This window comes from Streptomyces sp. NPDC002032, assembly GCF_042890765.1.
In the GTDB taxonomy this organism is placed as follows: domain Bacteria; phylum Actinomycetota; class Actinomycetes; order Streptomycetales; family Streptomycetaceae; genus Streptomyces.
In genome coordinates this window covers 523,571-549,781 of record NZ_JBIASM010000002.1, presented here as the reverse complement: position 1 = coordinate 549,781, position 26,211 = coordinate 523,571, and the positions used below count along the sequence as shown (strand labels likewise).

The 26,211-nt window shown below is 72.9% G+C and carries 24 protein-coding genes; 14 read left to right on the top strand and 10 right to left on the bottom strand.

From position 1 onward, the window contains the following. Positions 1 to 430: 430 nt before the first annotated feature. Complete coding sequence (locus ACFYYT_RS06660; RefSeq protein ID WP_351830878.1) at positions 431 to 1,426, bottom strand: tetratricopeptide repeat protein; 996 nt, start codon at positions 1,424 to 1,426, stop codon at positions 431 to 433. Positions 1,427 to 1,674: 248 nt separating this feature from the next. Between ACFYYT_RS06660 and ACFYYT_RS06655 the strand changes: the two genes are divergently transcribed. Further along, on the top strand, positions 1,675 to 2,313 hold the full coding sequence (locus ACFYYT_RS06655) for a TetR/AcrR family transcriptional regulator (protein WP_351830881.1): 639 nt from the start codon (positions 1,675 to 1,677) through the stop codon (positions 2,311 to 2,313). Positions 2,314 to 2,388: 75 nt separating this feature from the next. Here ACFYYT_RS06655 and ACFYYT_RS06650 read toward each other — a convergent pair whose 3' ends face one another. From ACFYYT_RS06650 to ACFYYT_RS06635, 4 genes are all read right to left on the bottom strand, one after another. Further along, the gene (locus tag ACFYYT_RS06650; RefSeq protein ID WP_351830884.1) at positions 2,389 to 4,089 is read right to left on the bottom strand and encodes a methylmalonyl-CoA mutase family protein; all 1,701 of its coding nucleotides are present in this window, start codon (positions 4,087 to 4,089) and stop codon (positions 2,389 to 2,391) included. A gap of 86 nt (positions 4,090 to 4,175) precedes the next feature. Beyond that, complete coding sequence (locus ACFYYT_RS06645; RefSeq protein ID WP_351830887.1) at positions 4,176 to 4,505, bottom strand: DUF3817 domain-containing protein; 330 nt, start codon at positions 4,503 to 4,505, stop codon at positions 4,176 to 4,178. 101 nt (positions 4,506 to 4,606) lie between these two features. Continuing rightward, entirely contained in the window at positions 4,607 to 5,116 is a 510-nt protein-coding gene (locus ACFYYT_RS06640; protein ID WP_351830889.1) for a MarR family transcriptional regulator, read from the bottom strand. Between the two features lie 21 nt (positions 5,117 to 5,137). Then, positions 5,138 to 6,349 (bottom strand): MFS transporter, encoded by a 1,212-nt coding sequence (locus ACFYYT_RS06635; protein WP_388607053.1) that lies wholly within the window; start codon positions 6,347 to 6,349, stop codon positions 5,138 to 5,140. An 808-nt stretch (positions 6,350 to 7,157) separates the two neighbouring features. On the opposite strand from ACFYYT_RS06635, the gene ACFYYT_RS06630 reads away from it, so the two are divergent. Then, on the top strand, positions 7,158 to 8,156 hold the full coding sequence (locus tag ACFYYT_RS06630; protein ID WP_351830134.1) for a DUF5937 family protein: 999 nt from the start codon (positions 7,158 to 7,160) through the stop codon (positions 8,154 to 8,156). A gap of 57 nt (positions 8,157 to 8,213) precedes the next feature. On the opposite strand, the gene ACFYYT_RS06625 is transcribed toward ACFYYT_RS06630, so the two are convergent. Together ACFYYT_RS06625 and ACFYYT_RS06620 are read right to left on the bottom strand one after the other, a co-directional pair. Continuing rightward, positions 8,214 to 8,510, bottom strand: a complete 297-nt coding sequence (locus tag ACFYYT_RS06625) for an MTH1187 family thiamine-binding protein (RefSeq protein WP_351830131.1) — start codon at positions 8,508 to 8,510, stop codon at positions 8,214 to 8,216. After that, positions 8,507 to 8,851, bottom strand: coding sequence for a DUF3817 domain-containing protein (locus ACFYYT_RS06620; RefSeq protein WP_351830130.1), 345 nt, complete (start codon positions 8,849 to 8,851; stop codon positions 8,507 to 8,509). Before ACFYYT_RS06620 ends, ACFYYT_RS06625 begins: the two co-directional genes overlap by 4 nt. A 150-nt stretch (positions 8,852 to 9,001) precedes the next feature. Here ACFYYT_RS06620 and ACFYYT_RS06615 point away from each other — a divergent pair, with 150 nt between their 5' ends. The 4 genes from ACFYYT_RS06615 (at position 9,002) to ACFYYT_RS06600 (ending at position 11,690) form a co-directional block, all read left to right on the top strand. Further along, on the top strand, positions 9,002 to 9,640 hold the full coding sequence (locus ACFYYT_RS06615) for an AIM24 family protein (RefSeq protein ID WP_351830128.1): 639 nt from the start codon (positions 9,002 to 9,004) through the stop codon (positions 9,638 to 9,640). Then, positions 9,640 to 10,290 (top strand): AIM24 family protein, encoded by a 651-nt coding sequence (locus ACFYYT_RS06610; protein WP_351830126.1) that lies wholly within the window; start codon positions 9,640 to 9,642, stop codon positions 10,288 to 10,290. Before ACFYYT_RS06615 ends, ACFYYT_RS06610 begins: the two co-directional genes overlap by 1 nt. Positions 10,291 to 10,304: 14 nt before the next feature. After that, positions 10,305 to 11,105 (top strand): AIM24 family protein, encoded by an 801-nt coding sequence (locus ACFYYT_RS06605; RefSeq protein WP_351830142.1) that lies wholly within the window; start codon positions 10,305 to 10,307, stop codon positions 11,103 to 11,105. Positions 11,106 to 11,213: 108 nt separating this feature from the next. Then, on the top strand, positions 11,214 to 11,690 hold the full coding sequence (locus ACFYYT_RS06600) for a MarR family transcriptional regulator (protein ID WP_351830139.1): 477 nt from the start codon (positions 11,214 to 11,216) through the stop codon (positions 11,688 to 11,690). An 84-nt stretch (positions 11,691 to 11,774) separates the two neighbouring features. On the opposite strand, the gene meaB is transcribed toward ACFYYT_RS06600, so the two are convergent. Together meaB and ACFYYT_RS06590 are read right to left on the bottom strand one after the other, a co-directional pair. Next, on the bottom strand, positions 11,775 to 12,737 hold the full coding sequence (meaB, locus tag ACFYYT_RS06595) for a methylmalonyl Co-A mutase-associated GTPase MeaB (RefSeq protein ID WP_351830124.1): 963 nt from the start codon (positions 12,735 to 12,737) through the stop codon (positions 11,775 to 11,777). Between the two features lie 9 nt (positions 12,738 to 12,746). Then, positions 12,747 to 13,949: an acetyl-CoA C-acetyltransferase gene (locus ACFYYT_RS06590; RefSeq protein WP_351830121.1), complete on the bottom strand. Its 1,203-nt coding sequence runs from the start codon at positions 13,947 to 13,949 to the stop codon at positions 12,747 to 12,749. A 135-nt stretch (positions 13,950 to 14,084) separates the two neighbouring features. On the opposite strand from ACFYYT_RS06590, the gene mce reads away from it, so the two are divergent. The 7 genes from mce (at position 14,085) to ACFYYT_RS06555 (ending at position 24,567) form a co-directional block, all read left to right on the top strand. After that, the gene (gene mce, locus ACFYYT_RS06585) at positions 14,085 to 14,513 is read left to right on the top strand and encodes a methylmalonyl-CoA epimerase (RefSeq protein ID WP_030235855.1); all 429 of its coding nucleotides are present in this window, start codon (positions 14,085 to 14,087) and stop codon (positions 14,511 to 14,513) included. A gap of 180 nt (positions 14,514 to 14,693) precedes the next feature. Next, positions 14,694 to 19,349: a polarized growth protein Scy gene (scy, locus tag ACFYYT_RS06580; RefSeq protein ID WP_351830118.1), complete on the top strand. Its 4,656-nt coding sequence runs from the start codon at positions 14,694 to 14,696 to the stop codon at positions 19,347 to 19,349. A 195-nt stretch (positions 19,350 to 19,544) separates the two neighbouring features. Further along, positions 19,545 to 20,483: a cellulose-binding protein gene (locus ACFYYT_RS06575; RefSeq protein ID WP_351830115.1), complete on the top strand. Its 939-nt coding sequence runs from the start codon at positions 19,545 to 19,547 to the stop codon at positions 20,481 to 20,483. 88 nt (positions 20,484 to 20,571) lie between these two features. After that, complete coding sequence (locus tag ACFYYT_RS06570) at positions 20,572 to 21,576, top strand: ATP-binding cassette domain-containing protein (RefSeq protein ID WP_351830112.1); 1,005 nt, start codon at positions 20,572 to 20,574, stop codon at positions 21,574 to 21,576. A 2-nt stretch (positions 21,577 to 21,578) separates the two neighbouring features. Beyond that, positions 21,579 to 22,358: an ABC transporter permease subunit gene (locus ACFYYT_RS06565; RefSeq protein ID WP_351830136.1), complete on the top strand. Its 780-nt coding sequence runs from the start codon at positions 21,579 to 21,581 to the stop codon at positions 22,356 to 22,358. Positions 22,359 to 22,570: 212 nt separating this feature from the next. Next, positions 22,571 to 23,692, top strand: a complete 1,122-nt coding sequence (locus tag ACFYYT_RS06560) for an ABC transporter ATP-binding protein (RefSeq protein ID WP_351822402.1) — start codon at positions 22,571 to 22,573, stop codon at positions 23,690 to 23,692. After that, on the top strand, positions 23,689 to 24,567 hold the full coding sequence (locus ACFYYT_RS06555; RefSeq protein WP_351822400.1) for an ABC transporter permease: 879 nt from the start codon (positions 23,689 to 23,691) through the stop codon (positions 24,565 to 24,567). Before ACFYYT_RS06560 ends, ACFYYT_RS06555 begins: the two co-directional genes overlap by 4 nt. Positions 24,568 to 24,589: 22 nt before the next feature. Here ACFYYT_RS06555 and ACFYYT_RS06550 read toward each other — a convergent pair whose 3' ends face one another. Then, positions 24,590 to 24,916, bottom strand: coding sequence for an ATP/GTP-binding protein (locus tag ACFYYT_RS06550; RefSeq protein WP_351822397.1), 327 nt, complete (start codon positions 24,914 to 24,916; stop codon positions 24,590 to 24,592). Between the two features lie 245 nt (positions 24,917 to 25,161). Here ACFYYT_RS06550 and ACFYYT_RS06545 point away from each other — a divergent pair, with 245 nt between their 5' ends. Then, entirely contained in the window at positions 25,162 to 26,193 is a 1,032-nt protein-coding gene (locus ACFYYT_RS06545) for an LLM class flavin-dependent oxidoreductase (protein ID WP_351822394.1), read from the top strand. Positions 26,194 to 26,211 lie beyond the last annotated feature (18 nt).

Sequence of the window (26,211 nt, the reverse complement as noted above, 5' to 3'; positions counted from 1 at the left end):
GTTCGCGCAACCTGGAGGACAGGCACCGCCGGGTGTGGCGGAGACCCCCCTGTCCCACGGCCGGTGCCACTGCCACCGGCCGGCTCGGTGGGGACCCTCCACCGCGGCTCCGGATGAGCGGCACTGCGGGAAGGACCGAGCGTCGCCGATCGTGGTCCATTCCCGGCCGGGGCACAAGGGGGTTCGTTACTGGCGGGTAACGGCTGGATAACCGGAGTGCGACCCGGCGGCGTCGGGCGGCCACACAGGGTGTCACCCTGGGCCACGACAGATCGGTGGAAGAGCGAACCAACCGGACAGTTCACGGGGTTCGACTTACTACGAGTAACAGCGGCCGCGATTGCCAAGTTTTGGCAAAGCGCGGCCGCTGTTTATCTACGTGTCAACAAATCGCCGGGGCCCGCGATCACCCCGGAAGGCTCGGACGTGCCTAGAAGAGCACCCGCGCCAGTGCCGTACGGGCGGCCGCGACCCGGGGGTCGTCCGCCCCGATGACCTCGAACAGCTCCAGGAGCCGGACGCGTACGGCGTCCCGCTCGTCACCGAAGGTGACCCGGACGGTGTCCACCAACCGCCCGAAGGCATCGGCCACGTGTCCGCCCGCCAGGTCCAGGTCGGCCGCGGCCATCTGCGCGGCCGGGTCCTTCGGATTGGCGGCCGCCTCGGCGCGCACCGTCTGCGGGTTCAGGTGCTGCACCCGCGCCAGCAGCTCGGCCTGGGCCAGGCCCAGCTTCGCCTCGGTGTTGGCCGGGTCCTCGGCCAGGACGCTCTTGTACGCACGGACGGCGCCGTCCATGTCGCCCTCGTCCAGCGCCGCGACCGCCGCCTCCAGCAGCGCGTCGTACGGACCGGCCGCCGGCTCCGGGGCCCGCTCGGCCGGGGCGCCCTCGGCGCCGGGGTCGACCTGGAGGCCGATGAGGCCGAAGCGCTCCTCGGCGACCTGGACCAGCTGGGCCAGGGTCTCGCGGATCTGCTGCTCGGGAGCCACGCCCTGGAACAGGGGCAGGACCTGGCCGGCGACGACGGCGAAGACGGCCGGGATGCCCTGGATGCCGAACTGCTGCATCAGCATCTGGTTGGCGTCGACGTCGATCTTCGCCAGGACGAAGCGGCCGTTCGCCTCGATGGTCATCCGCTCCAGGAGCGGGCTGAGCTGCTTGCACGGCTCGCACCACTCGGCCCAGAAGTCGAGGACGACCGGGACCTCGTTGGAGAGCTGGAGGACGTCGCTTTCGAAGCCGGCCTCGTCTACGTCGATCACGAGCGCGGACGGCGGTACGGCGCCGCCGGGCGCACCGCCCGCGCCGGCACCGCCCTGGCGGGCGGCCTCCGCGCGCGCCTGCTCGGCCTTCGCCTTGGCTTCGCCGGCCGCCTTCACCGCGGCGAGGTCGACGACGCCGCTCATGGACATGTTTCTGGGCTGCATGCGTACATCCTCCCCCGTGTGCGCGCGCCGACGAAAAGGATCCCGAAAGATCGTCCCGCGAATCGTGCGAATCGCGGTGGAACGTGGTGCGGCGCCGGGTCCCCACCTGGCGCCAGTAGCCTTCGCGTGGTTGTCGCTCTTTCGCTACGAGCCGTAGCGTAACTCCCCCGGGCCGCCCGCGCCCCGTGATCTGAACCACAGCGACGGGCCCCCCGACGGTTCCGCTACTGGCGGGTATGGTCTCGGCCATGCGCAACCCCAGCCCCGGCACCAGCCCCCCGCCCGGCCGCACCGGCCGCCCCCGCAGTGCGGCGGCGGACGCGGCGATCCTGGCGGCGACCCGGGACGCGCTGGTGGAGCTGGGCTGGTCGAAGCTGACGATGGGGGACGTATCGGCCCGCGCGGGCGTCGCGAAAACCACCCTGTACCGGCGCTGGGCGGGCAAGAGCGAGCTCGTCGTGGACGCCGTCGCGGAGCTGTTCGACGCGCTGGAGCTCCCGGACCGGGGCTCGCTCGAAGCGGACATCGAGGACGTGGTGCTGCAGTTCGCGCAGCTGCTGCGGCGCCCGGAGGCGCGTACCGCCCTGATGGCGGTGGTCTCCGAGTCCACCCGGGACGAGGCCCTGCGGTGCCGGATCCGGTCGGCGATCGTGGACCGGCAGAAACGTCTCGTCGTACTGGGTCGCGAACGGGCCCAGGCCCGCGGGGAACTGCCGTACGAGGAGGACGAAGCCCTCGCCGGACTTGCCACGGACCTGATCTTCGACGTGATCGCGGGCACGGTGGTGCACCGCGCCCTGGTCAGCTGCGAGCCGGTGGACGAGGTCTGGGTGTCGGCCTTCACCGCGCTGCTGATGCACGGCCTGCGCGGCGCCGACCGCCCCTGAGGATCCCGGAACGGCGAAGGCCGGTCACGCCCGCGCCGTGCGGCGGGGGGCGTGACCGGCCTCGCGGACCGTCCGTCAGAAGCCGGGCGGCTCCGTGTAGGTGCCCCACTCCTCGCGCAGGACGTTGCAGATCTCGCCGAGCGTGGCCTCGGCCCGTACGGCGTCCAGCATGGCCGGGATCATGTTCGAGCCGTCACGGGCGGCGGCCAGCATCTGCGCGAGGGCGGCGCTCACCTTCGCGTCGTCGCGGCGGCCCTTGCGCGCCGCGAGCTCCTGGACCTGTACCCGCTCCACCTCGTGGCTGACCCGGAGGATCTCCAGGTCACCGGTGACGGAGCCGTGGTGGACGTTGACGCCGACGACCCGCTTGTCGCCCTTCTCCAGGGCTCGCTGGTACTGGAAGGCGGACTCGGCGATCTCGCCGGTGAACCAGCCGTCCTCGATGCCGCGCAGGATGCCGGAGGTGATCGGCCCGATGGGGTGCCGGCCGTCCGGGTGGGCGCGCAGGCCGCGCTCCCTGATCTGCTCGAAGATCTTCTCGGCGTCGGCCTCGATGCGGTCGGTGAGCTGCTCGACGTACCAGGAACCGCCCAGCGGGTCGGCCACGTTGGCGACGCCGGTCTCCTCCATCAGCACCTGCTGCGTGCGCAGCGCGATCTCGGCGGCCTGTTCGCTGGGCAGGGCCAGGGTCTCGTCGAGGGCGTTGGTGTGCAGGGAGTTGGTGCCGCCGAGGACGGCCGCGAGGGCTTCGACGGCGGTGCGCACCACGTTGTTGTACGGCTGCTGGGCGGTGAGGGAGACGCCGGCCGTCTGGGTGTGGAAGCGCAGCCACATGGTCTTGTCGGACTTCGCCCCGTAGACCTCCTTCATCCAGCGCGCCCAGATGCGGCGGGCGGCGCGGAACTTGGCGATCTCCTCGAAGAAGTCGAGGTGCGCGTCGAAGAAGAAGGAGAGGCCGGAGGCGAAGTGGTCGACGTCCAGGCCCCGGGAGAGGCCGAGCTCGACGTAGCCGAATCCGTCGGCGAGCGTGTAGGCGAGCTCCTGCGCGGCCGTCGCCCCGGCTTCGCGGATGTGGTAGCCGGAGACGGAGAGCGGCTTGTAGGCGGGGATGCCGTTCGCGCAGTACTCCATGAGGTCGCCGATGAGGCGCAGGTGCGGCTCGGGTTCGAAGAGCCACTCCTTCTGGGCGATGTACTCCTTGAAGATGTCGGTCTGGAGCGTCCCGTTGAGGACGGCCGGATCGACGCCCTGCCGCTCGGCGGCGACCAGGTACATGCAGAAGGCGGGCACGGCGGGCCCGGAGATGGTCATGGAGGTGGTGACGTCGCCGAGCGGGATGTCCTTGAAGAGGACCTCCATGTCGGCGGCGGAGTCGATGGCGACCCCGCAGTGGCCGACCTCGCCGAGCGCGCGGGGGTCGTCGGAGTCCCGGCCCATGAGGGTGGGCATGTCGAAGGCCACGGAGAGACCGCCGCCGCCGGCGGCCAGGATCATCTTGTAGCGCTCGTTCGTCTGCTCGGCGTTGCCGAAGCCGGCGAACTGGCGGATGGTCCACGTCCGGCCCCGGTAGCCGGTGGCGTGCAGACCACGGGTGTAGGGGTACTCCCCCGGCCAGCCGATGCGCTCGAATCCCTCGTACGAGTCGCCGGGGCGGGGCCCGTAGACGGGATCGACGTCATCTCCGGAGAGCGTCGTGAAATCGGCCTCGCGCTTGCGGGCCTTGTCGTAGCGGGCCTGCCAGCGACGGCGGCCTTCCTCGATGGCGTCAGCATCCATACCCATGAATTTACTAGGACGTCCTAGTAAATGTCGATGGGAAACCCCGGGGAGTCGTCCCCGGGGTGTTCCGGTCGAGCTGTGCTCTAGGCCTTCGCGGTCGCGAGACCGTCCGCGACCAGCGGCTCGACCTCGGCGCGGACCTTGCGCTCGACGAAGAAGGCGGCGAGCGGGATCGTGCCCGACACCAGGACCCACAGCAGCTTGCCGAAGGGCCACTTCGCCTTGGAGCCGAGGTCGAAGGCGAAGACGAGGTAGATCATGAACAGCACGCCGTGGACCTGCGAGACCGCGAGGGTCAGGCCGGCACCGGTGTCGAAGCCGTACTTGGCCACCATGCAGGCGCAGAGGATCAGGAGCATGACCGCGGTCACGTAGGCCATGACGCGGTAGCGGGTCAGCACGCTTCGTTTCATGGCGTCGAGCCTAACCGTCCGTTTTGCGCGATCTTGACGCGGCCCCACCCCGCCCGCTCCCCGCCCGCTGCCCGCCCGCTGCCCGCCCTCGTCTGCTCGTCCTACTTGTCCTCGAAGTCGGCGGCGGCCACGCGCAGGGGGCGCAGCAGCGCGAAGATCTCCGCGCACTCCTCCGCGTCGTACGCGCCCAGCCCGAAGTCGATGTCCATCAGGGCCTTCGTCGCGGCCTCGACGACGGCGCGCCCTTCGGGCGTGATGGAGGCGAGCGTGCCGCGGCCGTCCTGCGGGTTGGGGCGCTTGGCCACCAGGCCGGCCCGCATCAGCCGGTCGATGGTGTTCGTCACCGAGGTCGGGTGGACCATCAGGCGCTCGCCGATCTTCGACATCGTCAGCTCCCCCGCCTGGGAGAAGGTGAGCAGCACCAGCGCCTCGTACCGCGCGAACGTGAGTCCGTACGGCTTGACCACCGCGTCGACCTCGGCCAGGAGGATCTGGTGGGCGCGCATGATCGAGGTGATCGCGGCCATGGAGGGGACCGGTCCCCAGCGGCGCTGCCAGAGCTCGTCGGCGCGGGCGATGGGGTCGAAGGGAAGGCTGAGCGGCTTGGGCACCCACCAGACCCTACCGGGCCGCTATTTGGCGGTCAGCCCCGTCTCACGACTCGGCCCGGGGCGCGAGGAGCGCGCGGGGCGGCCCGGAGTGCGCGGGGGCTCCGTGGCGCGCAGCTCGGCGAGGAGCAGCAGGACGACGGCGGTGCCGAGGACCGCGGCGCCGGTGACCACGGCGTGTGCCGGAAAGAACTCGGCGGCGGCTCCGGCCAGGGCCATGCCGACGCCCTGGAGGGTCATCAGGCCGGTGCTGAGCAGGGTCATCGCCCGGCCGCGCAGCTCGTCGGGGACGGCGTCCACGTACATCCGGTCGAGGTCGAGCGCGTACGCGTGCGCGAGCCCGGACAGCAGGAGCGCCGCGAGGACGACGGGCACGCCGGGCCGGACGGCGTAGGCCAGCAGCGACAGCGGGGCGAGGGCGGCCAGCGGGGCGGTGAGCCGTGCGCGGGTGCGGGCCGAGAGGAGGGAGCCGGCCGCCAGTTCCCCGGCGATGGTGCCCACGGGGAGCGCGCACATCAGCAGCCCGAGCGCGCCGGTGCCCGCGCCGATGCCGGCGGCGTACGGGGTGAGGAGCGCCTCCGGGACGACGGCGAAGGCGGGCGGCAGCCAGCACAGCAGGGTGAGCGCCCGCAGCCGGCGGTCGCCGAGGAGGACGCCGAGCCCGCCGCGGAGCGGGCTCCGGGCGGTGGTGGCGGCGGCTCGGGCGGGGCGGTCGCGGGTGCCGAGGCGCAGCAGCAGGGCGGAGGTGAGGAACCCGGCGGCGGTGAGGGCGACCGCCCCGCGCGGGGCGAGGAAGGTCAGCAGCAGTCCGCCGAGGCCGAAACCGGCGAGCTGGGCGCTCTGGGAGACCATGCGCAGCAGCGAGCGGCCGAGGACGAAGTCCTCGCCGGGGCCGAGGATGTCGGCGAGGGAGGCGCTGCGGGCCCCCTGGAACAGCGGGGCGACGAAGGCCATGGCGCAGCGCAGGACGAGGATCCCGGCGACCGGGGTGCCCGGCCAGACCATGGCCGCCGCGCAGGCGGCGCAGAGCAGGTCGCAGGCGACGAGGAGCCGGCGGGCGGGGTACCGGTCGGCGAGCCCGGCGAGGAGGGTGCCGCCGAGGGCGTAGGGGAGGAAGCCGAGGGCGAAGGTGAGCGCGCTCATCAGGGCGGAGCCGGTGGCGCGGTAGACGAGGACGGTGAGGGAGATCTCGGCGACGACGACGCCGAGCAGCGACAGCAGGTGCGCGGCGAACACGGCCCGGAACTCCCCCACCCGGAACAGCCCCCGATACCCCCCACCGGCCCCCACCCCGGCAGCTGAGCCGGGCGCCAGGGCGGGCGCCGGGGCGGAGGCCGAGGGCGGGGCCGAACCGGAACCGGACACCGGACCGGACGCCGCGCCGGGGGCCGAGGGGGAGGTCGGGCCGGAGCCGGCCGCCGGGCCGCCCGCTGAGCCGGGGGCCGGGGACGGGGCGGAACCGAAACCGGACACCGGACCGGACCCCGGGGCGGGCGCTGAGCCGGGGGCCGGGGGCCGGATCGGACCGGAGCCGGCCACGAGACCGGGGGCCGCACCGGTGTCCGACACGGGGGCCGGGCCGGAGGCCGGGGGCGGAGTCCGGCCGGAGCCGGCCGCCGGACCGTGGTCCGGGGCGGGCGCCGGGCCGGGGGCCGAGGGGGAGGTCGGGCCGGAGCCGACCGCCGGACCGGACCCCGGGGCGGACGCCGGGGCGGGGGCCGGGCCGGAGGCCGGGGCGGGGGCCGGGCCGGAGGCCGGGGGCGGGGCGGAACCGGAGCCGGACGCCGGGCTGGACCCCGGGGCGGACGCCGGGGCGGGCGCCGGGCCGAAGGCCGGGGGCGGGCCCGAACCGGAACCGGACACCGGACCGGACGCCGGGCCGGGGGCCGGGCCGGAGCCCGGCGCCGGGGACGGGTCGGGGGTGGGGGGAAAGGGCATGGGGGTAGCTTCGGGTGGGGTGGGGGTGCGGGCCAGGGATTCGGTCCAGGGCGAATCCGGACCGCGCGACGGAAGCACGGAAGCACGGAAGGACGGACGGCACGGCATGGGCAACCACTTCCGCTTCGGCCCGGCCGACCTGCTGCGCTGCCGCTTCGGGATCTCCCCGCGCTGGGAGACGCAGGAGGCCGTGCGCGTACTGCTGCGCCCGCACCGGCAGGCGTACCACCTGCCCTGGCTACGCCGGATCCGCGCCGCCGCGGCCGGGCTGGACCTGCGGCCGCTGTGGCTGCTGATGCCGCGCAAGGGGCATCACCCGGACCTGCTCAGCCCGCCCCCGCTCGGCCCCTCGGTGACCTTCGAGGAGGAACTGGCCCGGGTCCGCGCGGCCGCCGACGATCCCGGGGCGGCGTACGAGGATCTCCGCAGGTCCCTGGCCTGCACCCCGGGCGCCCTGGAGAGCCCCCTCGGCCGGCGGCTGCTGGCGGATCCCGCGCGGGCGGTGACGGAGCTGGCCGATCTGACGGAGGCCGCCTGGCGGGCCCTCGTCGCCCCGCACTGGCCGCGGCTGCGGGCCCTGCTGGAGGCGGACATCCTCTTCCACTCCCGGCGGCTGGCGGCGGGCGGTCTCGAAGCCCTCTTCGACGGGCTCCACCCCGATCTGCGCTGGCACGGCGCGACCGGCACGCTCAGCGTCGAGCGCCCCTCCCACCACGACCGCGAACTCGGCGGCCAGGGGCTCCTGCTGATGCCGAGCGCCTTCGTCTGGCCGGAGGTGGCCGGCGGCTACGACCCCCCGTGGCAGCCCACCCTGGTGTACCCGGCGCGGGGCATCGGCGCGCTGTGGACGGCCTCGCCCGGACCGGCCCCGCGCGCGCTGGCCGGCTTGCTGGGGCGGGCCCGGGCGGAGGTGCTGTGCGCGCTGGCCGAACCGGCCTCGACCACCACCCTGGCCGCGCGCCTGGGCCTGGCGCCCTCGACGGTCTCGGCCCACCTGTCGGCCCTGCGCGCGGCGGGCCTGCTGATCCCTTCCCGCCACGGCCGCCAGGTCCTCTACGAACGCACCCCCCTGGCCATCGCCCTGACCACGGGCGGCTCCCCGTAGCCCGGCCACGCGGCACGCCGGCGGAAAAGGAGGCGGAGGAGGAGGCGGAGGAGGAGGTCAGCCCTCCGCGAGGTGGCGCTCCACCGTTTCGATCTTCGAGGTCATGCCGTCCGAGACGCCGGGCCGGATGTCGGCCTTGAGGATGAAGGAGACCCGGGGCGCCCGCGCCTCCACGGCGGCCACCGCGCGCCTGACCACGTCCATCACCTCGTCCCACTCGCCCTCGACGGTGGTGAACATGGCGTCGGTGCGGTTCGGCAGCCCGGACTCGCGCACGACGCGCACCGCGTCGGCGACGTACTCGCCGACCTCTTCACCGACCCCCAGCGGGGTCACCGAGAACGCGATGATCACGCTTCGGCCGCCTGACGCGCGCGGGCGGCGATGACGCTGTCGGCCTCGTCGCGCTTGAGCAGCTTGTCTCCGTACAGCCCGCCGAAGGGCAGCAGGGCGAGCAGGAAGAAGAGGGCCACCTTCTTGAGCGGCCACTTCGCCTTGTTCCACACGTCGAGCAGGAAGAGCGCGTAGATGACGAACAGGATCCCGTGCAGGATCCCGAGCGGCATCATCAGGTAGTCGATGTCCGTCGTCCGCTTCAGCAGCGAGCCGAAGATCAGCAGGGCCGGGAACGACAGCGCCTCCGGAACGGAGATGAGGCGCAGCCGGTGCAGGGCGGAGGCGGTCTTGATGTCCACGTGGAACCTTCGGGAGTGGCGGCCGGGGTCCTCCCCAGTGTCTCAGCCGCCCCCGCCGATCTTGTTCCGGGTCCCCGGCCCGCACGAGTGTGGCGCATATCGGCCACCGGGCCCTGTTCGGGTCCGCCCGCTGCCGATACCTTCATCCCCGTGGCTCAGTTCCGACTCCAAGGCAGCAAGGTGCTCGCCGTCGACCTGACCGGTGACGCCGTGAAAGCGAAGAACGGCGCCATGGTCGCGTACGACGGCCAGATGGCCTTCAAGAAGATGACAGGCGGCGGCGAAGGCCTCCGCGGGATGGTGACCCGCCGGCTGACCGGCGAACAGATGACGGTGATGGAAGTACAGGGACACGGCACCTGCTTCTTCGCAGACCGCGCGAGTGAGATCAATCTGGTCAATCTGCGCGGCGAGAAGCTCTACGTCGAGTCCAGCAACCTGCTGTGCACGGACGCCGGGCTGCGCACCGGCACGACCTTCACCGGCCTGCGCGGCGCGACCACGGGCAACGGGCTCTTCACGACGACCGTCGAGGGCTCCGGCCAGGCGGCGATCATGTCGGACGGCCCGGCCGTGGTGCTGCGGGTCAGCGCCCAGTACCCGCTGTCGGTGGACCCGGGGGCGTACATCGCGCACACCGGGAACCTCCAGCAGTCCTTCCAGTCCGGGGTGACCTTCCGCACCCTGATCGGCGAGGGCTCCGGCGAGGCCTTCCAGATCCGCTTCGAGGGCGAGGGCCTGGTCTACGTGCAGCCCAGCGAGCGCAACACCATCGGGGGCGACGTCTGATGCCGTTCCGCGAGATCAACTCGAAGATGGTCGAGGCCCAGGTGGTCCCCGGGCAGAAGATGTACAGCCAGCGCGGGGCGATGCTCGCCTACCGCGGCGAGGTCTCCTTCACACCGAGCCTGACCGGGGGTCAGGGCGGGGTGATGGGCATGATCGGGCGCCGGGTGGCCAACGAGCAGACGCCGCTGATGAGCGTCGAGGGCAACGGCACCGTGATGTTCGGCCACGGCGGCCACCACATCCAGGTGATCGGCCTGACCGGCGAGACCCTCTACGTCGAGGCCGACCGGCTGCTCGCCTTCGACGGCACCCTCCAGCAGGGCACCATGTTCATGGGCTCGCAGGGCGGTGTCATGGGCATGGTGCGCGGCCAGGTGACCGGCCAGGGCCTGTTCACCACCACCCTCAAGGGCCACGGCTCCGTCGCCGTGATGGCACACGGCGGGGTCATCGAGCTCCCCATCACCCCGAACCGGCCGGTCCACGTCGACCCGCAGGCGTACGTGGCCCACCACGGGGACGTCAGGAACAAGCTGTCGGCCGCACTGGGCTGGCGGGACATGGTCGGACGCGGTTCGGGCGAGGCGTTCCAGCTGGAGCTGTCCGGCCAGGGCGCCGTCTTCGTACAGGCCTCGGAGGAGAAGCTGTGAACTTCGGTCCCGTGATGGGCGGACCCGGCGGCCCGACGGTCTTCGACCCGCACAGCCTGCCCTCCGACGACAACGTGAACGCGTACACCTTCTGCGTGGAGCTCAAGGGGAACCAGTGGTTCCTGCAGAAGGGCAAGATGGTCGCCTACTACGGGCGCATCGAGTTCAACGGCATCGGCAACGGCCGCTTCGACCGGCTGCTGCGCACCAGCTTCCACTCACCGCTGCACGCCGCCGACTGGGTGGTGGCCGAGGGCCAGGGCAAGATGCTGCTGGCCGACCGGGCCTTCGACGTGAACTCGTACGACCTGGAGAACGGCAACCTGACCATCCGGTCGGGGAACCTGCTGGCGTACCAGCCCACGCTCGCCCTCAAGCAGTCGATCGTCCCGGGCTTCCTGACCCTGATCGGAACCGGGAAGTTCGTGGCGGCGTCCAACGGCCCGGTGGTGTTCATGGAACCGCCGATGCGCGTGGACCCGCAGGCGCTGGTCGGCTGGGCGGACTGCCCCTCGCCGTGCCACCACTACGACCACGGCTACATGACGGGCGTGATGGGCGGACTGCGCTCGCTCACCGGCCTCGGCGGCACCTCGGGCGAGGAGCACCAGTTCGAGTTCGTCGGAGCGGGGACGGTCCTGCTCCAGTCGTCGGAGATGCTGATGGCCGAGCAGTCGGTCGGAGCGGTGGGCGCCGGAGCCGCCACGGGCGACGCCCAGGGCGTCCCGGGGGCGGGTCAGGGTCCGCTGGGGCAGCTGGGCGTGCCGCGGATGCCCGGACAGCTGGGTGACCTCCAGCGAAGGCTCGGACTGTGAGGCCCGGTGGTGCCGGGTGAGACACCGGGCGAGACCGGGGAGACCCGGCAGCACCTGCCATTTTTGTACGTAATTCAACTTCTTAGGTAGAGTTCATTCATGGAGACCATGGAGACCGAGACTGCCACCCGCTGGCTGACCGATGCCGAACAGTGTGCCTGGCGCACCCACCTGGACGTCAGCAGACTGCTGATGCACCAGCTGGAAAAGGATCTCCAGCCCTTCGGACTCACCAACAACGATTACGAGATCCTCGTGAACCTCTCGGAATCGGACGGCCACCGGATGCGCATGAGCGATCTGGCCACCGCCACGCTGCAGTCCAAGAGCCGGCTGTCCCACCAGATCACCCGCATGGAGACGGCGGGCCTGGTCCGACGCGTGAACTGCGAGTCCGACCGCCGCGGCCTGTACGCCGTGCTCACGGACGAGGGCATGGAGACCATGCGCAAGGTGGCCCCGCAGCACGTGGCGTCGGTGCGCCGGCACTTCATCGACCTGCTGCCCCCCGAGGCCCTCGCGGCCCTGCGGGAGTCGCTGCGGCCCGTCGCGGAGCACCTGCGCGACAACCGCGGCAAGATCTGAGCGCAGCACGCCCCCCGCCAGGGGGTACGGACGCCCTCCACGGGGCGGGGGCGGTGCCACCCGTGGCACCGCCCCCGCCCGCGCTCAGCCCTCCGTCAGGCCGTCCAGCAGCGCGTCGGCGGCCGTGTACGGGTCCAGCTCGCCCGCGGCGACCCGTACGGCCAGCGCGTCGAGCCGGGCGTCCCCGCGCAGGTCGGCGAGCCGGCCGCGCAGGGTGGTGATCGCGATGGTCTCGACCTCCCGGGCGGCCCGGGTCGCCCGGCGCCCGTCCAGCACGCCGTGCTCCTCCATCCACGCCCGGTGCTTCTCCAGCGACTCGACGAGCTCGTCGATGCCCTGCCCGCGGGCCGCGACCGTCTTCACGATCGGCGGCCGCCAGTCGCCCGGGCCGCGGGACTCGCCGAGCCCCAGCATGTGGTTCAGCTCCCGGGCGGTCGCGTCCGCGCCGTCCCGGTCGGCCTTGTTCACCACGTACACGTCGCCGATCTCCAGGATCCCGGCCTTCGCGGCCTGGATCCCGTCGCCCATGCCGGGGGCCAGCAGCACCACCGAGGTGTCCGCCTGCGAGGCGATCTCCACCTCGGACTGCCCGACGCCCACCGTCTCGACCAGGATCACGTCGCAGCCGGCCGCGTCCAGCACCCGGATCGCCTGCGGCGCCGCCCAGGCCAGACCGCCCAGGTGCCCCCGGGTGGCCATGGAGCGGATGTAGACCCCCGGGTCGGAGGCGTGGTCCGACATCCGGACCCGGTCGCCGAGCAGCGCCCCGCCCGAGAAGGGCGAGGACGGGTCCACGGCGAGCACGCCGACCCGCTTGCCGGCCTTGCGGTAGGCCGAGACGAGGGCCGAGGTCGAGGTCGACTTGCCGACCCCGGGCGAACCGGTCAGGCCGACCACGTACGCGCCGCCGGTCAGCGGGGCCAGGGCGGCCATCACCTCGCGCAGGTGCGGGGACGCCCCCTCGACCAGTGAGATCAGCCGGGCCACGGCCCGCGGCCGGCCCTCGCGGGCCTGCGCCACCAGCGTGGGGACGTCCACCGTCGTCATACGGGCCGCCTACGCCTTCGGAACGCGGATCACGAGGGCGTCGCCCTGACCGCCGCCGCCGCACAGCGCGGCCGCGCCGACCCCGCCGCCGCGGCGCTTGAGCTCCAGCGCCAGGTGCAGCACCACGCGGGCGCCGGACATGCCGATCGGGTGCCCCAGGGCAATGGCGCCACCGTTGACGTTCACCTTTTCCGGGGTCACGCCGAGGTCCTTCATTGACTGCACGGCGACCGCCGCGAAGGCCTCGTTGATCTCGATGAGGTCCAGGTCGGAGACCTCAAGGCCGTCCTTCTTCAGGGCGTGCAGGATCGCGTTGGAGGGCTGCGACTGGAGCGAGTTGTCCGGGCCGGCCACATTGCCGTGGGCGCCGATCTCGGCGATCCACTCCAGGCCCAGCTCCTCGGCCTTGGCCTTGCTCATCACGACCACGGCGGCGGCGCCGTCGGAGATCTGCGAGGAGGTGCCGGCGGTGATCGTGCCGTCCTTGGCGAAGGCCGGGCGCAGCTTGCCGAGGGACTCCACCGTGGTCTCGGCGCGGATGCCCTCGTCGGCGGAGAAGAGCACCGGGTCGCCCTTGCGCTGCGGGATCTCCACCGGGGTGATCTCGGCCTCGAAGACGCCGTTCTTCTGCGCGGCGGCGGCGCGCTGGTGGGAGGCCGCCGCGAACTCGTCCTGCGGGGCCCGCTCGATGCCCAGCCGGGTGTTGTGCTTCTCCGTGGACTCGCCCATCGCGATGTTCTCGAAGGCGTCGGTGAGGCCGTCGTAGGCCATCGCGTCGAGCATCTCGATGGCGCCGTACTTGAAGCCCTCGCGCGACTTCGGCAGCAGGTGCGGGGCGTTGGTCATCGACTCCTGGCCGCCCGCGACCACGATGTCGAACTCCCCGGCGCGGATGAGCTGGTCGGCGAGCGCGATGGCGTCCAGGCCCGAGAGGCACACCTTGTTGATGGTGAGCGCGGGCACGTTCATGGGGATGCCGGCCTTCACGGCGGCCTGGCGGGCGGGGATCTGGCCCGCGCCGGCCTGGAGCACCTGGCCCATGATCACGTACTGGACCTGGTCGCCGGCGATGCCGGCCCGTTCCAGCGCGGACTTGATGGCGAATCCGCCGAGGTCGGCGCCCGAGAAGGACTTCAGCGAGCCGAGCAGGCGCCCCATGGGCGTGCGGGCCCCGGCGACGATCACTGAAGTGGTGTTGTTCGTTCCGGACATGAGGCACAGCCCCTTGGATGAGGAGTGAACGAGGGTTTACCTGAATGTACTGAGCGGTACCCGCGCAGTCACCCGGCAGTCGGTGTGATCGCTGGCACGTTGCGTAACCACCCTCCGCGGCGGTGCACTGGTCCCATGCTGACAAGAATCGACCACATCGGGATCGCCTGCTTCGACCTCGACAAGACCGTCGAGTTCTACCGTGCCACGTACGGGTTCGAGGTGTTCCACACCGAGATCAACGAGGAGCAGGGCGTGCGCGAGGCCATGCTCAAGATCAATGAGACCTCGGACGGCGGGGCCTCCTACCTCCAGCTCCTGGAGCCCACCCGCGAGGACTCCGCGGTGGGCAAGTGGCTGGCCAAGAACGGCGAGGGCGTGCACCACATCGCCTTCGGCACCGCGGACGTCGACGGGGACTCCGAAGCCATCCGCGGCAAGGGCGTACGGGTCCTCTACGACGAGCCGCGCACCGGATCCATGGGCTCCCGGATCACCTTCCTGCACCCCAAGGACTGCCACGGAGTCCTGACCGAACTGGTCACCAGCAACCCTGATCACTGATGCCCCCATTCCCCGGCCGGTAGAGTGGCACTGGCTCGGCCGGGGTTCGGTGCGGAGACGGGGTCGGGGCCCGAACCCCTGCCCCGGTATCTGACACCATTCCCCGGGGGCGTCGTTCAGCGGGCGAGCGATGCTCATTTGGGAGTGAGCTTGCGACCAGGGGACGGATGGGACCGCGCTGTGCGGGGCTACGAAAGCCAGGAGAGCCAACAGGCTGAAGCCGACCATCTCTCGCGCTTCGAAGCCGAGATGGAGCGGCTGAAGAAGGAGCGCGGGAAGGCCGTCCAGCACGCCGAAGACCTGGGGTACCAGGTCGAAGTGCTGCGCGCCAAGCTCCACGAGGTACGCCGCAATCTCGCGTCCCGGCCCGCTTACGACGGCGCGGACATGGGATACCAGGCGGAGCAGCTGCTCCGCAATGCCCAGATCCAGGCGGACCAGATGCGCTCGGACGCCGAGCGCGAGCTGCGCGACGCCCGGGCCCAGACCCAGCGCATCCTCCAGGAGCACGCCGAGCACCAGGCGCGTCTCCAGGCCGAGCTGCACTCCGAGGCCGTCAACCGGCGTCAGCGCCTGGACCAGGAGCTCAACGAGCGCCGCCAGACGGTCGAGGCGCACGTCAACGAGAACGTCGCCTGGGCCGAACAGCTGCGCGCGCGGACCGAGGCCCAGGCGCGCCGGCTCATGGAGGAGTCCCGCGCCGAGGCCGAGCAGGCGCTGAACGCCGCCCGCGCCGAGGCCGCGCGGTCCGTCGAGGAGGCCCGCCGGCGGCTCGCCGCCGATGCGGAGGCCGCCCGTACGGAGGCCGAATCCACGCTGCTGCGCGCCCGCAAGGAGGCCGAGCGGCTGCTCGCCGCCGCCTCCGCCCAGGCCCAGGAGGCCACCGAGCACGCCGAGCGGCTGCGCAGCACCACCACCGCCGAGGCCGAGCAGACCCGGCAGCAGACGATGGACCTCGGCCGGGTGGCCGAGGCGCGGGTCCAGGAGGCCGACGGGGCGCTGCGCAGCGCCCGCGCGGAGGCCGAGGCCCTGCTCGCGGAGGCCAAGGAGAGCGCGGCACGCCAGCTCGCCTCGGCGGAGTCCGTCAACGAGCAGCGCACCCGCACCGCGAAGGAGCAGGTCGCCCGGCTGGTCGGCGAGGCCACCAAGGAGACCGAGGTCCTCAAGGCCGAGGCCGAGCAGGCGCTGGCCGATGCCCGCGCGGAGGCCGAGCGGCTGCGCACGGAGGCCGGCGAGCAGGCCCGTGCGGCCGCCGCCGAGGACACTGCGGCGCAGCTGGCGAAGGCGGCCCGGACGGCCGAGGACGTACTGAACAAGGCCTCGGAGGACGCCCGGGCCACCACCCGCGCCGCCTCCGAGGAGGCCGAGCGGATCCGCCGCGAGGCGGAGTCCGAGGCCGAACGGCTGCGCGCGCAGGCCGCGGCCAGGGCCGATGAGCTCAAGGGCGCCGCGAAGGACGACACCGAGGAGTACCGGGCCCGTACGGTCGAACTCCAGGAAGAGGCCCGGCGGCTGCGCGGCGAGGCCGAGCAGCTGCGCGCGGAGGCCGTCGCCGAGGGCGAGCGGATCCGCGGGGAGGCCCGTCGCGAGGCGGTCCAGCAGATCGAGGAGGCGGCCCGTACCGCCGAGGAGCTGCTCGGCAAGGCCAAGGCGGACGCGGACGAGCTGCGCGCCGGAGCCGGCGCCGAGAGCGAGCGGGTCCGCGCCGAGGCCGTGGAGCGGGCGACGACCCTGCGCCGGCAGGCCGAGGAGACCCTGGAGCGCACCCGGGCGGAGGCCGAGCGGCTGCGCGCGGAGGCCGCCGAGCAGGCCGAGGCCGTGGCCGCCGAGGCGGACGCGGCGGCCCGGGCCCGGCGCGAGGAGACCGAGCAGGCCCTGGCCGCGAAGCGGGCGGAGGCCGAGCAGGAACTCCTGCGCCTGCACACGGACGCCGAGGGCCGGCTGACGACGGCCGAGCAGACGCTGCGCGACGCCCGCGCGGCGGCGGAGGCCATCCGCAAGGAGACCGCCGAGGAGAACGAGCGGCTGCGCGCGGAGTCGGCGGAACGCATCCGCGGCCTCCAGGCCCAGTCGGAGGCGGAGGCCGACCAGCTGCGCACGGAGGCCGCGGACGACGCGGGCCGGGTGCGCGCGGAGGCCGAGCAGGCGTCCGTACGGCTGCGCGCCGAGGCGGAGGCGGAGTCGGAGCGGCTGCGCACCGAGGCCCAGGAGACCGCCGACCGGCTGCGCGCGGAGGCCAAGGCCGCCGCGGAGCGGGTCGCGGCGGAGGCCGCGGAGGCGCTGGCCGCCGCCCAGGAGGAGGCCGCGCGGCGCCGCCGGGAGGCCGAGGAAACCCTGTCGGCGGCCCGTACCGACGCCGGCAACGAGCGGGCGCAGGCCCGCGAGGAGAGCGAGGAGCTGCTGGCGCAGGCCCGCAAGCGCTCCGAGGAGGCCACCGCCGAGGCGGTCTGGCTGACCGAGGAGGCGGAGCGGCGCGCGTCGGAGCTGGTCGCGGCGGCCGAGGCCACCGCGCAGCAGGTGCGCGACTCCGTGGCCGGGCTGCACGAGCAGGCCGAGGAGGAGGTCGCCGGGCTGCGCAGCGCGGCCGAGCACGCGGCGGAGCGCACGCGCTCCGAGGCGGTGGAGGAGGCGGACCGGGTCCGCGCCGACGCCCACGCGGAGCGGGAGCGGGCGGCCGAGGACGCGGCCCGGGTGCGCAGCGAGGCCCGCGTCGAGACGGACGCGGCGAAGGCCCTGGCGGAGCGCACGGTCGGCGACGCGATCACCGAGGCCGAGCAGCTGCGGGCCGACACGGCGGAGTACGCCCAGCGCGTGCGCACGGAGGCGACGGACGCCCTGGCGGCGTCCGAGCGCGACGCGTCGCGGACCCGGGCGGACGCCCGGGAGGACGCGAACCGGATCCGCGGCGAGGCGGCGGAGTCCCTGGAGGCCGCGCGCACCGAGGGCGGCCGGATCGTCGACGAGGCGACCGCGGAGGCGCGGCGCCTCACCGAGGAGACCCTCGCGGCCAACGCCGCCACGGTCGACGAGGCCCGGGCGGAGGCCGAGCGGCTCACCAGCGAGGCGGAGCGGGCGGCGGAGGCCGCCCGCGCCGAGGCGGCCACGACCCTGGACGAGGCCCGCGCCGAAGCGGGCCGGCTGCGCAGCGAGGCCGCCGAGCAGGCGGACCGGCTCATCACGGAGGCCACCGCCGAGGCGGAGCGGCTCACCGAGGAGATCCGCGCCGCCAACGAACTCACGGTCGGCGAGGCGCAGGAGGCCGCCGACGCGCTGCGCGCGGAGGCCGCGGAGACCGTGGACGGGGCCCGCGCCGAGGCGAACCGGCTGCGCGGCGAGGCCGCCGAGCAGGCGGACCGGCTCATCACGGAGGCCACCGCCGAGGCGGAGAAGCTCACGGCGCAGGCGGCGCAGACGCTGGCCGCGGCGGAGCGGGACTCCACGCGGATCCTGGTCGAGTCGCGCGCCGAGGGCGACCGGCTGGTCGAGGAGACCCGCGCGGCGAACGAGCTCACGGTCGGCGAGGCCGCGGCGGAGGCCGAGCGGCTGCGCACCGACGCGGCCCGCGCCCTGGACGAGGCCCGGGCGGAGGGCGGCCGGATCATCGGCGAGGCCACCGCGGAGGCGGAGCGCGTCACGGTCGCCGCGAACGAGACCCTGGCGAGCGCCGAACGGGAGGCCGAGCAGCAGCTCGACGAGGCGCGTGCCGAGGCCGGCCGGCTGCGTACGGAGGCCGCCGAGCAGGCGGACCGGCTCATCACCGGGGCGACGGCGGAGGCGGAGAAGCTCACCGAGCGGACCCGCAAGGACAACGAGCGCACGGTCGGCGAGGCGCGCGACGAGGCCGAGCGGCTGCGCGCCGACGCGGCGGAGGCGCTGGCCTCGGCCCAGGAGCACGCGACGCGCACCCGTTCCGAGGCGGAGCGGGTCAAGGCGGAGGCGGCGACCGAGGCGGAGCGCGTGCGCACCGAGGCCCGTACGGAGTCGGAGCGGCTGCTGGACGAGGCGCGCGAGGCGGCCAACAAGCGCCGCAGCGAGGCGGCGGAGCAGGTCGACCGGCTCATCACGGAGGCGGCGGCGGAGGCCGAGAAGCTGACCTCGGACGCGGGCCGGCAGGCCCTGGCGGCGACCACGGCCGCCGAGGAGCAGGCCGACGCGATGGTCGACGCGGCGCGCAAGGAGGCCGCGCGGATCACCTCGGAGGCGACCGTCGAGGGCAACTCCATGGTGGAGAAGGCCCGTACGGACGCCGACGAGCTGCTGGTCGGGGCGCGGACGGACGCGGCCGCCATAAGGGAGCGGGCGGAGGAGCTGCGCGCGCGGGTCGAGTCCGAGGTCGAGGAGCTGCACGAGCGGGCCCGCCGGGAGTCGGCGGAGCAGATGAAGTCGGCCGGCGAGCGCGTGGACAAGCTGGTGCGCGCGGCGACCGAGCAGAGCGTCGCGGCCGAGGCGAAGGCCAAGGAGCTGGTGTCGGACGCGAGCAGCGAGGCGAGCAAGGTCCGCATCGCCGCGGTGCGCAAGGCGGAGGCGCTGCTCAAGGAGGCCGAGCAGAAGAAGGCGGAGCTGTCGCGGCAGGCCGAGAAGGCGCTCGCCGAGGCGCAGGCCGAGGCGGAGCGGCTGGTCGACGAGGGCCGTCGTGAGCTGGAGGTCCTGGTGCGCAGGCGCGAGGACATTCAGGCGGAGATTTCCCGTGTCCAGGACGTTCTTGAGGCGTTGGAATCATTCGAGGCGCCTTCGGGTGGCGCGAAGCCCGTGGTGGGCGGCCAGGGCGCGGGGGGCGTGAAGGCCGGCGCAACAGCGGGTTCCACACGATCGGGTGGTAAGACGTCAGAGGGCTAGTCAGAACGCTGAGATGTGTGCTTCTGAAGGAGGTTCAGGCGAACGAGTGACAAGCATTCTGTCGCCTTGCCACTCAAAAGGGGTGTCATTGTCCAGGGCAAACCCGGATTGACTCGATGACACGCCGCCCGGGCGCCTAGGATTCCCCTTAACACCTCACGTAGCACCTCATCGGTCTCATTCGACAGGAACCCCATGAGCGACACTTCCTCCCCCTTCGGCTTCGAGCTCGTGCGGCGTGGTTACGACCGCGGTCAGGTGGACGACCGCATTACCAAGCTGGTCTCCGACCGCGACAGCGCCCTTGGACGTATCAACTCTCTGGAAAAGCGGATCGAGGAGCTGCACCTCGAAACGCAGAACGCCCAGGCCCAGGTGAGCGACGCCGAGCCGTCGTACGCCGGCCTCGGTGCCCGGGTCGAGAAGATCCTCCGGCTGGCCGAGGAGGAGGCGAAGGACCTCCGTGAGGAGGCCCGTCGCGCGGCCGAGCAGCACCGCGAGCTGGCGGAGTCGGCCGCCCAGCAGGTGCGCAACGACGCCGAGTCGTTCGCGGCGGACCGCAAGTCGAAGTCGGAGGACGAGGGCGTCCGCATCGTCGAGAAGGCCAAGGGCGACGCCGCCACCCTGCGTTCGGAGGCCCAGAAGGACGCGGCCTCCAAGCGCGAGGAGGCCGACGCGCTGTTCGAGGAGACCCGCGCGAAGGCCGCCCAGGCCGCCGCGGACTTCGAGACCAACCTGGCCAAGCGGCGCGAGCAGTCGGAGCGCGACCTGGCCTCGCGTCAGCAGAAGGCGGAGAAGCGCCTCGCGGAGATCGAGCACCGTGCCGAGCAGCTGCGCCTGGAGGCGGAGAAGCTCCGTACGGACGCCGAGCGCCGGGCCCGCCAGACGGTGGAGACCGCGCAGCGCCAGGCCGAGGACATCGTCGCCGACGCCAACGCCAAGGCCGACCGCATCCGCAGCGAGTCCGAGCGCGAGCTGGCGGCGCTCACCAACCGCCGCGACTCGATCAACGCGCAGCTGACCAACGTCCGCGAGATGCTGGCGACGCTGACCGGCGCGGCCGTGGCGGCCGCGAACCCGATCGTCGACGACGAGCCGGTGACCCGGGGCGTGCCGGCCCAGCAGAGCCGCTGACACCGGGCGGCAGCGCAACTGCCGACGTTGGGCCGTGCGTCACCCTTTTGAGGTGGCGTACGGCCCTTCGGCGTTCTAGCGTGGCCGCATGATCGAGCTTGAGGGACTTACCAAACGATTCGGCGCCAAGACCGCCGTGGACAACCTCAGCTTCCAGGTCAGACCGGGGGTGGTCACCGGCTTCCTCGGCCCCAACGGGGCGGGAAAGTCCACGACCATGCGCATGATGCTCGACCTCGACAACCCGACCAGCGGTACGGTCCGGATCGACGGGAAGCACTACCGGGACCTGCCGGAACCGCTGAAGTACATCGGGGCGCTGCTGGACGCGAAGGCGATGCACGGCGGCCGCAGCGCGTACAACAACCTCTTGTGCCTGGCGCAGTCGAACCGGATCCCGGAGCGGCGCGTCAGCGAGGTGCTGGACATGGTCGGCCTGACGGCCGTCGCGCGCAAGAAGTCGAAAGGATTTTCGCTCGGTATGGGACAGCGGCTGGGAATCGCCGCCGCCCTGCTCGGTGATCCGGAAATCCTGATGTTCGACGAACCGGTCAATGGTCTGGACCCGGAGGGAATTCTCTGGATCCGCAATCTGATGAAGGGCCTGGCCTCGGAAGGAAGGACGATCTTCGTCTCCTCCCACCTGATGAGCGAAATGGCCCTGACCGCAGACCATTTGATCGTCATCGGGCAGGGAAGGCTGCTGGCGGACCTCTCGATGGCCGATTTCATCCACCAGAACTCCCGCAGCTACGTACGGCTGCGCTCGCCGCAGCAGGAGCGGCTCAAGGACGTCCTGCACGAGGCCGGGATCAACGCCATCAGCGTCCCGGCCACCGGCACGCTGGAGATCGACGGCGTGGAGACGGCGCGGCTCGGCGAGCTGGCCGCCCAGCACCAGATCGTGCTGCACGAACTCAGCCCGCAACGGGCTTCACTGGAGGAAGCGTTCATGCGCATGACGGCCGACTCCGTCGAGTACCACGCCCACGCGCTGGGTGCGCCCGGCGCGGCCGCCGGCGGGCCGGCCGGGCCGGCCGCCGCCCCCGCCTGGGGTGCCGGCTTCGAGGCGACGCGCAAGGGCGGCGAGTGACCATGTCCACCTTCCCCGCCGTCCTGCGCTCCGAGTGGACCAAGATCCGCACGGTCGCCTCCACCAGCTGGACCCTGGCCACCGCGCTGCTGATCACCGCCGCCGCCGGCACCGGGATCTGCGCCGCGGTCAACGCGACCTTCGATGACCTCCCCAAGGACCAGCAGGTCACCTTCGACGCGACCCAGATGAGCTTCTCCGGGATGCTCCTCGGGCAGCTCGCGATCCTCGTCTTCGGCGCGCTGGTCGTCGGCAGCGAGTACAGCACCGGCATGATCCGCACCTCCCTCGCGGCCGTGCCCCGCCGCGGCCGGCTGCTGCTGGGGAAGATCACCGCGGCGACCGCGCTGGCCCTGGTGGCCGGCGTGGCCACCGGCTTCGTGTCCTTCTTCCTCGGGCAGGCCGTCCTCGGCGAGCACAGCACCGGTCTGGGCGGGGAGAACGTGCTGCGGGCGGTGATCGGCGTCGGCCTCTACATGGCGCTGCTCGCCCTGTTCTCCATCGGCGTCTCGATGGTGCTGCGCAACACGGCCGCCTCGATCGCGGTCCTGGTGACCTTCATCCTGATCCTGCCCATCGTGCTCAGCGTGGTCGACAGCACGCGCAAGATCGCCGAGTACCTGCCCAGCCAGACCGGTTCCGCGATCATGCAGACCGTCTCGGCGTCCTCGAGCGGCTCCGACGCCCCCTACGGGCCGTGGGGCGGCCTCGGGCTCATGGCGCTGTGGGCGCTCGCCGCGGTGGCCGGCGGGTACCTGACGCTGGCGAAGCGGGACGCGTGAGGGCCTTGGTCCCGTGACGGCCTCGGTCCCGTGAGGGCCCGAGGCTCCCGGCGTCCGTCGCGCGACGGACGCCGGGAGTACTACGGGTGATCCCCGAGCCGGATCTCAGGGGTCGATCAGGGATCCGGTCCGGGAGGGAACCGCAAGGGACTCGATATCCTCTTAAGGCTTACGCGGACGAGAGCCGTCCGGGCCTGGCAAGGGGCAGCACGATGATCGAGGCAGTCGGCCTGACCAAGCGCTTCGGCGCCAAGACCGCCGTCGACGGGCTGTCCTTCCAGGTCAAGCCGGGTCGTGTCACCGGTTTCCTGGGGCCCAACGGCTCCGGCAAGTCCACGACCATGCGCATGATCCTCGGGCTGGACCGGCCCACCTCCGGCGAGGTCACCATCAACGGCCTCCCCTTCCGGGAGCTGCCGAACGCCCAGCGGCACGTAGGGGCCCTGCTCGACGCCAAGGCCGTGCACGGCGGCCGCCGGGCCCGCACGCACCTGCTGTCCATCGCCCAGCTCTCCGGGATCCCCGAGAAGCGGGTCGACGAGGTGCTGGGCGTGGTCGGCCTCCAGGACGCCGCCCGGCAGCGCACGAAGGGCTTCTCGCTCGGCATGGGCCAGCGGCTCGGCATCGCCACCGCCCTGCTCGGCGACCCGCAGGTCCTGCTCTTCGACGAGCCGGTCAACGGCCTCGACCCCGAGGGCATCCGCTGGGTCCGCAACCTGATGCGCCAGCTCGCCTCCGAGGGGCGCACCGTGTTCGTCTCCTCCCACCTGATGAGCGAGATGGCGCTGACCGCCGACCACCTGATCGTGATCGGCCGGGGCCGGCTGCTGGCCGACATGAGCACCCAGGACTTCATCACCCACAACTCGGCCGGATTCGCCCGGGTCCGCGCGGCCGGCAACGGCCCCGACGGCCGGGTCACGCTCGGCTCGGCGCTCACCAGGGCGGGCGGCCGGGTGCTCCAGGAACCCGACGGGGCACTGCGGGTGACCGGACTGGAGCTGCCCCGCATCAGCGACATCGCGCACGAGACCGGCGTGCGGCTGTGGGAGCTGGCCCCGCACCGGGCCTCGCTGGAGGAGGCCTACATGCGGATGACCCAGTCCTCCGTCGAGTACAGCTCCTCCGACGACCCCCGCGCGGAACTGTGGGAGCCCGAGCCGCTGAGCCTGCCCGTGTGGGAGGACGAGGCCGAGGCCCCCGTCGTCCCCGAGGACACCGCGGCGAGCTTCTTCGCTCCCCCGCCGCCCGGATCCGGGCGCCCCTTCCTGATGCCCGGCAGCGCCGCCGATCTCACCGGCTCCGCCAAGAACAGCACCGAGGACCCCAGATGACCACCACCCCCGGCGCGAACCCGGCGGCCGCCCCGGCGGCGAACCCCGCCGCGGGCGCGCGGCAGCCGGGCGGCTACAGCTCGCCGCTCCCCACGCCCCGGCCCCACCTGGGGCACGCCCTGGCCTCGGAGTGGACCAAGCTGACCTCGGTGCGCTCCACCCTGTGGACCCTCGGCTCCCTCGTGGCCCTGGTGGTCGGCATCGGCCTGATCGCCGTGTCCCAGACCACCTCGCGGGACTACGAGCAGCTCCCCTTCACCGCTCCCGCCGTGTTCGGGCTGATGATCGGCCAGATCGCGGTGATGGTGCTCGGGGTGCTGACGGTCTCCTCCGAGTACGGGACCGGGCTGATACGGAGCACCTTCACGGCCTCCCCCGGGCGGCTGCGGGTGCTCACCGCGAAGTACCTCGTCCTCGGGACGGCCGCCTTCTGCGTCACGCTGGGTGCGGTGGCGGTCGTCGGCATCGCGGCCGCGCTCGTGCACAACGGCCCCGCGGCCGGGCACCACGGCTGGAGCGAGTGGGCGAGCGCCCTGGCCGGCTGCTTCTACGTCACCTTGCTGGGGGTCCTCGCCCTGGCCGTCGGGGCCCTCGTACGGCACTCGGCCGGCGGGATCGCGGTCATGCTCGGCGTGGTCACCATGCCGCCCGTCCTCGGGGCGATCATGACGGCCTGGCCCGCCAGCGAGGCCGTCGGCATGGTGGTCGTCCGCTACAACGCCCCGATGGGGCTGGTCCAGCTCTTCGGGGTGCCCAACAGCGGGATGGACGGCAGCCGGACCCCGAGCGACCTGGCCCAGCTGGGGCTGCTGGTCCTGGTGACGGCGGCCGCCGTCGCCGCCTCGTACGCGGTGGTGCGACGGCGCGACGTCTGAGCCGCCGCCACGGCGGTGTGCGTCAGTGCCTCGGCGCGTTGCGGGACCGCTGCACCTTCGTGGTGCGGCGGTCCTTCGCGTTCCAGCAGGCCTTGTGCCAGTGCCGCCGGTCGTCCACGCCGCCGTACTCGGGCCAGGCCACCAGGTGCGGGGTGCCCGAGGGGATCTCCTGGTCGCAGCCGGGGCAGCGGTAGCGCTTGCCCGCCGCGCTGGCGCCCGCGACGTGCCGGATCCGCCACTCCTCGCCCTGGTACTCCTCGGTCCGCTCCAGCCCGTACCGGTCGAGGCCGGTGCGGGGTCGTTCCTCCGGAGTCTCGCCGCCCTTGGGGCGGTTGTGGCGCGGTGACACGTATACCTCACGAAGGGGCGGCCGACAGTGACTTTCTCCCAGACTACGCGCAGCGAGCCCGGGTACCCGCAGGGTGGCTGAGGAAGGCCCGCGGTCAGAAGAGAACCGGCCCGACAATCTCAATAACTTTCCTGTCAGGCCGTGCCTTTGGCACGTGTCAGACGTTGTTGCCATCAGACGTTGATCCCATCAACGAGTCGGTCCACCTGGGGGAGGCCGCGTCAGCCGCGAGGAGGCTAAGGGCGATGCGCGTTGGAGCGTTTGTACTGGCGGCCCAGTTCCCGGGCCAGGGCCAGGGCGAGGCACTGCACCGGGCGGTGCGGACCGCCGAGGTGGCGGAGGAGGCCGGGCTGGACTCGGCCTGGCTCGCCGAGCACCATTTCGTGCCGTACGGGGTCTGCCCGTCGGCGGTGACCCTGGCGGCGCTGCTGCTGGGCCGGACCCGGCGGCTGCGGGTGGGCACGGCGGTGAGCGTGCTGCCGAGCACCCACCCGGTGGCCCTCGGGGAGCAGGCGGCCCTGCTCCACGTCACCTCGGGAGGGCGGTTCACCCTGGGGGTGGGGCGCGGCGGGCCGTGGGTGGACCTGGAGGTCTTCGGCGGCGGCCTGGAGGCGTACGAGTCGCACTTCCCGGAGGATCTCGACCTCCTGCGACGCTGGCTGAGCGAGCCCCGGGTGGGCGACGCCGGCGGCCGGTACGGGTTCCGGGAGGTGGCCGTCGTACCGCGGCCGGCGGAGGCGCTGGACGGCGACGGGACGGGGCCGGAAGTGATCGTCGCGTGCACCTCCCCGGCGTCGGTGCGGCTCGCCGCCGAGCGGGGGCTGCCGATGCTGCTGGGCATGCACTGCGGGGACGGGGAGAAGGCGGAGATGGTCGCGCTGTGGCGGCGCATCGCGCTGGAGGCGGGGCACTCCCCCGAGGCCGTACGGGAGGCCGGGCACGTCTCGGCCGGGGTCTGCCAGCTGGCGGACCGCACCGTGGACGCGCGGGAAGCCCTGTTGAAGGCGATGCCGGGCTGGTTCCGGCAGGGCCTGGACGCCCATGTGACGGTGGACGGCAGGCAGCGCGCGATGCGCGACCCCGTCGCCTACACGGAGCTGCTGTGCGACCTGCATCCCGTCGGCAGCCCCGCACTGGCGGCGGACCGGCTCGCGGCGACCTCGGAGCGCACCGGCATCACACGTTTCGCCCTGCTGACGGAGGGCTCGGGCGACCTCGCCGCGACGGAGGAGAACGTACGGCGCCTCGGCGCGGAGGTCCTGCCGCTGCTGGGCTAAGCCGTGGGGCAGGGCACG

Coding starts and splice junctions, on each gene's coding strand:
- ACFYYT_RS06570 (WP_351830112.1), top strand. CDS start 20,572: ATGATCGAGCTTGAGGGACTTACCAAACGATTCGGCGCCAAGACCGCC.
- ACFYYT_RS06605 (WP_351830142.1), top strand. CDS start 10,305: ATGGGCGGACCCGGCGGCCCGACGGTCTTCGACCCGCACAGCCTGCCC.
- mce (WP_030235855.1), top strand. CDS start 14,085: ATGCTGACAAGAATCGACCACATCGGGATCGCCTGCTTCGACCTCGAC.
- ACFYYT_RS06545 (WP_351822394.1), top strand. CDS start 25,162: ATGCGCGTTGGAGCGTTTGTACTGGCGGCCCAGTTCCCGGGCCAGGGC.
- ACFYYT_RS06655 (WP_351830881.1), top strand. CDS start 1,675: ATGCGCAACCCCAGCCCCGGCACCAGCCCCCCGCCCGGCCGCACCGGC.
- ACFYYT_RS06660 (WP_351830878.1), bottom strand. CDS start 1,426: ATGCAGCCCAGAAACATGTCCATGAGCGGCGTCGTCGACCTCGCCGCG.
- ACFYYT_RS06555 (WP_351822400.1), top strand. CDS start 23,689: ATGACCACCACCCCCGGCGCGAACCCGGCGGCCGCCCCGGCGGCGAAC.
- ACFYYT_RS06600 (WP_351830139.1), top strand. CDS start 11,214: ATGGAGACCGAGACTGCCACCCGCTGGCTGACCGATGCCGAACAGTGT.
- ACFYYT_RS06650 (WP_351830884.1), bottom strand. CDS start 4,089: ATGGATGCTGACGCCATCGAGGAAGGCCGCCGTCGCTGGCAGGCCCGC.
- ACFYYT_RS06645 (WP_351830887.1), bottom strand. CDS start 4,505: ATGAAACGAAGCGTGCTGACCCGCTACCGCGTCATGGCCTACGTGACC.
- ACFYYT_RS06610 (WP_351830126.1), top strand. CDS start 9,640: ATGCCGTTCCGCGAGATCAACTCGAAGATGGTCGAGGCCCAGGTGGTC.
- ACFYYT_RS06560 (WP_351822402.1), top strand. CDS start 22,571: ATGATCGAGGCAGTCGGCCTGACCAAGCGCTTCGGCGCCAAGACCGCC.
- ACFYYT_RS06575 (WP_351830115.1), top strand. CDS start 19,545: ATGAGCGACACTTCCTCCCCCTTCGGCTTCGAGCTCGTGCGGCGTGGT.
- meaB (WP_351830124.1), bottom strand. CDS start 12,737: ATGACGACGGTGGACGTCCCCACGCTGGTGGCGCAGGCCCGCGAGGGC.
- ACFYYT_RS06590 (WP_351830121.1), bottom strand. CDS start 13,949: ATGTCCGGAACGAACAACACCACTTCAGTGATCGTCGCCGGGGCCCGC.
- ACFYYT_RS06565 (WP_351830136.1), top strand. CDS start 21,579: ATGTCCACCTTCCCCGCCGTCCTGCGCTCCGAGTGGACCAAGATCCGC.
- ACFYYT_RS06630 (WP_351830134.1), top strand. CDS start 7,158: ATGGGCAACCACTTCCGCTTCGGCCCGGCCGACCTGCTGCGCTGCCGC.